Origin of the sequence: Pseudomonas sp. CM27, assembly GCF_013179515.1 — a bacterium.
GTDB lineage: Bacteria > Pseudomonadota > Gammaproteobacteria > Pseudomonadales > Pseudomonadaceae > Aquipseudomonas.
On the sequence record NZ_JABMCN010000318.1, the window covers coordinates 1 to 5,910 of the forward strand.

Below are 5,910 nucleotides of genomic sequence, written 5' to 3' on the forward strand. Positions count from 1 at the left end.
GGACATCTCGCGCAACCTGATCGAAATCACCCGCATTGCCACAGCCAACCAGGAAGCGGTGCAGCACACCGAACAGGCAGGGCAGCGCCTGCATGGGCTGTCGGGGCAGCTGGGTGAGGTCACCTCGCGCCTGAGCGCCTGACCGGGCACTAAAAAGCCCGCGCAAGGCGGGCTTTTTGAGCAGGATCTGGTCGGAGAGACAGGATTCGAACCTGCGGCCTTCTCGTCCCGAACGAGACGCGCTACCTGGCTGCGCTACACTCCGATGGCGAAAATCCTACTGCATCCCGTTTTGGCCCGCAAGCCCTTGTCGTTCAACGGCCGCTGACCAAAACAGGCGACTTGATCAGAGCTCTTTGACGGTGCGGATCTGGTCCTTGTTCAGGCGCGTGCGCTTGCCGTCCAGTTGCTCGAATTCGTAGAAGCCAGAGTCTTCATCATAGGAGGGTTTGTCGGTTGCCTGGATTTCGCGGCCATCATTGAGGGTGATGACGCTTGGGGTCGAGCAGCCGGCGAGGGCGCCCAGGCCCAGGGCGAGCAGGAAAGCGGGGAGGGTCCGTTTGATCATCGTGTTTCTCCAGTGCGATGGTGCCAGATGACAGTTATGACGCAACACGTTGGTGCAAGTTCCTTTTCAGTGCAGCATAGCGACAAATCCGTCCCGTTGATCCAGGGCAAGGCAGCTGGTCGCCACGCTGGGAAAGGTGCGCTGTGATATAACTGCGGCCATCCCATCTTCTTGTGACGGACCCCATGAAAGCCAAGGCAGATACCCCTTTCGTGCCGCTGCACATCGCCGTGCTGACGGTCAGTGACACCCGCACCTTCGACACCGACACCTCCGGCCAGCTGTTCGTCGACCGCCTGAGCGCGGCCGGCCATCGCCTGGCCGAGCGCGTGCTGCTGAAGGACGACCTGTACAAGATCCGCGCCCAGGTCGCCACCTGGATCGCCGATGACAACGTGCAAGTGGTGCTGATCACCGGCGGCACCGGTTTCACCGGCCGCGACAGCACGCCCGAAGCCGTGGCCTGCCTGCTGGACAAGCAGGTGGACGGTTTTGGCGAGCTGTTCCGGCAGATTTCCGTGGCGGACATTGGCACCTCCACCGTGCAGTCGCGCGCGCTGGCCGGGCTGGCCAACGGCACCCTGGTGTGCTGCCTGCCGGGTTCTACCAACGCCGTGCGCACCGGCTGGGACGGTATCCTCGCCGAGCAGCTCGACGCCCGTCATCGCCCGTGCAACTTCGTGCCGCACCTGAAGCAGGCAGCGGCCTGTGACAGCCGTGGCTGAGGCTAACCAGGCCCGGCCGCTGATGCCGGTGGAACAGGCCCTGGAGCAGCTGCTGGCGTTAGCCGAGGCGGCACCGATCGGCGAGACCGAGAACCTGCCGCTGGCCGAGGCCGAAGGCCGTGTGCTGGCCACCGACCTGGTGGCCTCGCTCGATCTGCCGCCCTGGCCGAACAGTGCCATGGATGGTTATGCCCTGCGCCTGGCCGATTGGCAGGGCCAGGCGTTGCCGGTCAGCCAGCGGATTTTCGCCGGCCATGCACCGCAGCCTCTGCAACCGGGCACCTGTGCTCGCATCTTTACCGGGGCGCCAGTACCGGAAGGTGCCGACTGCGTCGAGATGCAGGAAAACACCGAGGTGCTTGAAGATGGCCGGGTGCGCTTTCTGGAGCCGTTGCAAGCCCAGCAGAACATTCGCCCTCAGGGCCAGGAAACCCGTAAAGGCGAGCAGGTGATGAGCGCCGGGACCCGGCTGGGGCCGATCGAGCTTGGTCTGGCTGCCACCTTGGGCCATGGCCGCCTGGACGTGGTCCGCAAAGTGCGCGTGGCGGTGCTCTCCACCGGTGACGAACTGGTCGAACCCGGCCTGCCGCTGGGGCCTGGGCAAATCTACAACAGCAACCGTCGGCTGTTGGTCAGCTGGTTGCAGAGGCTGGGCTGTGAGGTAGTCGATGCCGGCATCCTGCCGGATGACCTGGCTCTTACCCGTGCCTGCCTGGCCGGGCTGGGCGGGGTCGACCTGATCCTGTCTACCGGCGGGGTCTCGGTGGGCGAGGCCGACTACCTGGGTGCGGCCCTGCGCGAAGCCGGCGAGCTGGCCTTGTGGAAGCTGGCGATAAAACCGGGCAAACCGCTGACCTTCGGGCACTTCCGGGGCGTGCCGGTAATCGGGCTGCCTGGCAATCCGGCCTCGACCCTGGTCACGTTCGGCCTGCTGACCCGTCCCTATCTGCTGCGGCGCCAGGGTGTGGTGGATGTCACGCCGCTGCGTTTCGACATGCCGGCAGGCTTCGACTGGCCCAAGGCGGGAACACGTCGCGAGTACTTGCGGGCGCGCATCGAGCAGGGCCAGGTGCGCATCTACAAGAACCAGAGTTCGGGAGTGCTGCGCAGCGCGGCGTGGGCCGAAGGGCTGGTGGAGGTGCGCGAAGGCAGCACGCCGAAGCAGGGCGACAGTGTGCCGTTCATCCCGTTCAGCGAGCTACTTGGCTGAGCGCTCCAGCCACGCACTGGCCAGCGGCGCGGTCTGGGCCGATGCCGCCTGGGTCAGGCGCATGTGCACGTTCTCCAGTTGCTGCGCGGCCACGCTCCAGTCGTGGCGCTGGCGGGCGAACAGGCGCCCGGCATCGCCCAACTGGCTCATGCGCCAGGGCTGATTGAGCAACTGGGTGATCAGCAGCGCCAGCTGGTCGCTGTCATCACTGCCCAGGTAGTGCTCGCCGTTGTTGGCCGACAGGCCCGAGACGCCTTTGCCGGTAGTGATCACCGGCAGCCCGGCGGCCATCGCTTCGAGGATTTTCACCTTGGAGCCGCCGGCGTAACGCAGCGGCGCAAAGAACAGCGCCGAACGCCGCTGCAGTTCACGCAGGTCTGGGCGGTAGCCAAGCCATTCGATGCGTGGGTCGTTCCAGTGCAGTTTCCAGCTTGCCGGCATGGCATGCCCGGCGATCGCCAGGCGCACCGCCGGGTTGCTCATCCACACCTGCGGCATGATGTCTTCCAGAGCCCACTCGATGGCCTCCAGATTGGCGCCATACTCGAAGTTGCCGACAAACAGCAGGCGCTGGCTGTGCAGGGCAGGTTGCACGTGCTGGTAGAAATCACAGTCCACGCCATTGACCACCACGTTCACCGGGCGCCCGCTGATTTGCTCTATTAACTCTGCATCGTGGGCGCTGACCGCCACCAGTTCGGTGGGCTGGCGCAGCACCCGGTGTTCCCAGCGCCGGTAGCGCCAGCGGTCAAAGGCATTGAGGGGGCGCAACCACAGCGGCAGGCGGTCGTGGCTGGCACCGCCCATCACCGACTCCAGCGTGTGCTCGCTGAGCATGTAGGGCAGCCCGCGGGCCTGAAGGGCTTTTTCGAAGGGCTGGAAGCTGTAGCTGTGCTCGATCTGGATCACATCCCAGGGCTCGTCCAGCAACTGCTCGAAACGGTGTCGCAGACAAGGCGACAGGCCATTGATGATCGCGCGCATGGGGTAGTCGATGATGGGTGAGGCAAGCAGGTTGAGCGGGCTGTGCAGCGCACGGCGTGGCAGCACGATCAACCGTTCGACCAACGGCTCCAGGGCATCGCGGGCGGCATCGCTCAGGGGGATTTTCGACTGCACCAACAGGGTGATGCGGTGGCCGTGCTGTGCCAATGCACGTAGCAGGTGGTATTGCCGGGTCTTGCTGCCGCTGGTAGTGGGCCAGGGCAGGTATGGCAAGGTCCAGAGAATGCGCATGACGCGAAATCCTCGCTGAAGGCTGCGGATACGGGGCGCGTCCATGGCACTAGAGGGTATTTGCTGAGCATAGACGGGCATTCCGAAGCGTGGGAAAAATGACCGTCCGACGCGATCAATTGCCTTGCTCGGAGCGGCTTGATGCCAGCCAGTCGAGCAATTGGTGCCGCTTTGCGGCCCATCGCCGGCAAGCCAGGTTCCCACAAGTACGGCGCATGGCTTGCCGGCGAGGGGCTGTGCAGCAGCCCCATTAGCCCCTGACTGGCAGCAGGGCCTGGCCTGTTTTTTTCAGGTGGCATGCAACGATCGATAGGCAGCAGTGGTCGAGATCAGGGTTGGCCAACTTACGGAGACGCGCACATGCAAGGGCGCAAGGCAATGCTGATCCTGCACGGCAAACAGGCAATGAACGAAGAACTGCGCAGTGCCGTGCACGACCTGCGCGATAGCGGCTGGGCGCTGGATGTGCGGGTCACCTGGGAGGCGGGTGACGCCCAGCGCCTGGTCGCTGAAGCGCTGGCGGCGGGTTACACGCACATTGTCGCCGGTGGCGGGGACGGCACATTGCGTGATGTGGCCGAGGCCATGGGGCTGGTGGGGACCGAGGCCAGCCTGGCGCTGTTGCCGCTGGGTACCGCGAACGATTTCGCCAAAGCCGCCGGCATCCCCCTGGAGCCCGCCACGGCACTGGCCCTGCTGAACGTTCCGGCACAGCCAATCGACCTGGGCCAGGCCGGCGACCAGTTGTTCCTCAACATGGCCACGGGGGGCTTTGGCAGCCAGGTAACGGCCAATACTTCCGAAGACTTGAAAAAGGTACTGGGCGCCGCGGCTTACCTGTTCACCGGGCTGTCGCGCTTCAGCGAGCTGCAGGCAGCTTCGGTGGAGCTCCAAGGGCCGGACTTTCACTGGCAAGGGGACTTGCTGGCGCTGGGCATCGGCAATGGCCGCCAGGCGGGAGGCGGGCAGGCGCTCTGCCCGGAGGCTGTGGTCAACGACGGCTTGCTCGACATCGCCATCCTGCCCGCGCCGCAAGAGGTGGTGGGTGCGCTACGCGACTTGCTGGTCGGTGATGGCCTGTTCGTGCGGGCCAGGTTGCCCTGGGTCGAGATCAAGAGCTCGCGGGGGCTGGACATCAACCTTGATGGCGAACCCTTGCAGGCCGACAACCTGCGCTTTCAGGCCAGGCCTGCTGCGCTGCGCCTGCACCTGCCGGCAGGGTCGCCCTTGCTCAGTCGTCCAGGCTGATGATTTTCTCGCGCACGGCGAACAGCACCAGGCCCGCCACGTCATGAATCTGCAGGCGCTTCATGATCTGCGAGCGGTGGGTTTCCACCGTCTTGATCGAAAGGCCAAGCCCGGCGGCGATTTCCCGGGTGGATTTGCCGCGCACGATCAGGCGCAGGATTTCAAGCTGGCGGGCGGTGAGGTTGTGCCGCTCGCCACCGCCTTGCTTGCCCGGCTTGGTGTGCCGTAGCGCCTGGTTGATGACGGTATGGGCGATGGCCGGGCTGAGGTAGCGCTCGCCGTTGCGCACCGCTCCCAGGGCCTGCTCAAGCTCGGCGGCGCTGGTGTCCTTGAGCAAGTAACCATGCGCGCCGCTTTCCAGCGCACGCATGATCAGGTCTGGATCGGTGTGCATCGACAGGATCAGTACCTTGCAGGTACTGCCGCTGGCACGCAGCTGGGTGAGTGCGTCCAGGCCGCTGGTCGAACGCATGGAGATGTCCAGCAAGGCGATGTCCGGCGCCAACGTGCGCACCTGCTCAAGCAGCTGGTTGCCGTCGTCGGCTTCGCCGATCACGTCATAGCCGGGGATGTCGCAGACCAGCGCGCGGACCCCGGCACGAATCAGCGAATGGTCGTCCACCAGCAGCAATCTACAGGTCATGTGCAGCAGTACTCCTGGCGCGTTGCTGGGTGCGCGCAGCCCACGGGAACACCGCCTCGATCCGCGTCCCCGCGCCAAGGTGGCTGGTGATGTCGAGGCGGCCCTGCAGCGCCGTGACCCGATCTTGCATGCCGGCCAGGCCACGCTGGCCGGCGTTGTCCGGATGCGGGCCGGGAACGAAACCACGGCCATCATCATGGATCGACAGCGCCAGCCCCTCGGCAGTGCGTTGCAAGCGGATGACCAGATTGTGGGCCTGGGCGTGGCGCAACATGTTGGT

At 65.2% G+C, this 5,910-nt stretch carries 7 protein-coding genes and 1 tRNA gene; 3 read left to right on the plus strand and 5 right to left on the minus strand.

Going from position 1 to position 5,910, the window contains the following annotated elements; all coding sequences use genetic code 11:
- Positions 1-188: 188 nt before the first annotated feature.
- Both HP547_RS26620 and HP547_RS26625 read right to left on the minus strand, forming a co-directional pair.
- Positions 189-265 (minus strand) — tRNA-Pro (locus HP547_RS26620).
- 81 nt (positions 266-346) lie between these two features.
- Complete coding sequence (locus HP547_RS26625; RefSeq protein WP_172224912.1) at positions 347-568, minus strand: YgdI/YgdR family lipoprotein; 222 nt, start codon at positions 566-568, stop codon at positions 347-349.
- 185 nt (positions 569-753) lie between these two features.
- Between HP547_RS26625 and moaB the strand changes: the two genes are divergently transcribed.
- The gene (moaB, locus tag HP547_RS26630; RefSeq protein WP_172224915.1) at positions 754-1,293 is read left to right on the plus strand and encodes a molybdenum cofactor biosynthesis protein B; all 540 of its coding nucleotides are present in this window, start codon (positions 754-756) and stop codon (positions 1,291-1,293) included.
- A complete protein-coding gene (glp, locus tag HP547_RS26635; RefSeq protein ID WP_172224918.1) occupies positions 1,277-2,503 on the plus strand; it encodes a gephyrin-like molybdotransferase Glp in 1,227 nt (408 codons plus the stop codon). The genes moaB and glp overlap by 17 nt, the downstream gene beginning before the upstream one ends.
- Here the strand turns inward: glp and HP547_RS26640 are convergent.
- A complete protein-coding gene (locus HP547_RS26640; RefSeq protein ID WP_172288400.1) occupies positions 2,492-3,739 on the minus strand; it encodes a glycosyltransferase family 4 protein in 1,248 nt (415 codons plus the stop codon). The two genes, glp and HP547_RS26640, sit on opposite strands and share 12 nt — an antisense overlap.
- A 360-nt stretch (positions 3,740-4,099) precedes the next feature.
- On the opposite strand from HP547_RS26640, the gene yegS reads away from it, so the two are divergent.
- Positions 4,100-4,987, plus strand: a complete 888-nt coding sequence (yegS, locus tag HP547_RS26645; RefSeq protein ID WP_172224924.1) for a lipid kinase YegS — start codon at positions 4,100-4,102, stop codon at positions 4,985-4,987.
- Here the strand turns inward: yegS and HP547_RS26650 are convergent.
- Positions 4,971-5,630: a response regulator transcription factor gene (locus HP547_RS26650; RefSeq protein WP_172224927.1), complete on the minus strand. Its 660-nt coding sequence runs from the start codon at positions 5,628-5,630 to the stop codon at positions 4,971-4,973. The genes yegS and HP547_RS26650 overlap by 17 nt on opposite strands.
- A partial coding sequence (locus tag HP547_RS26655; RefSeq protein WP_372242965.1) for a sensor histidine kinase occupies positions 5,620-5,910 on the minus strand: 291 nt, incomplete at its 5' end. The genes HP547_RS26650 and HP547_RS26655, both read right to left, overlap by 11 nt.

Excerpts from the sequence above, each read along its gene's own strand:
- HP547_RS26625 (WP_172224912.1), bottom strand. The coding sequence starts at position 568 with ATGATCAAACGGACCCTCCCCGCTTTCCTGCTCGCCCTGGGCCTGGGC.
- moaB (WP_172224915.1), top strand. The coding sequence starts at position 754 with ATGAAAGCCAAGGCAGATACCCCTTTCGTGCCGCTGCACATCGCCGTG.
- HP547_RS26640 (WP_172288400.1), bottom strand. The coding sequence starts at position 3,739 with ATGCGCATTCTCTGGACCTTGCCATACCTGCCCTGGCCCACTACCAGC.
- yegS (WP_172224924.1), top strand. The coding sequence starts at position 4,100 with ATGCAAGGGCGCAAGGCAATGCTGATCCTGCACGGCAAACAGGCAATG.
- HP547_RS26650 (WP_172224927.1), bottom strand. The coding sequence starts at position 5,630 with ATGACCTGTAGATTGCTGCTGGTGGACGACCATTCGCTGATTCGTGCC.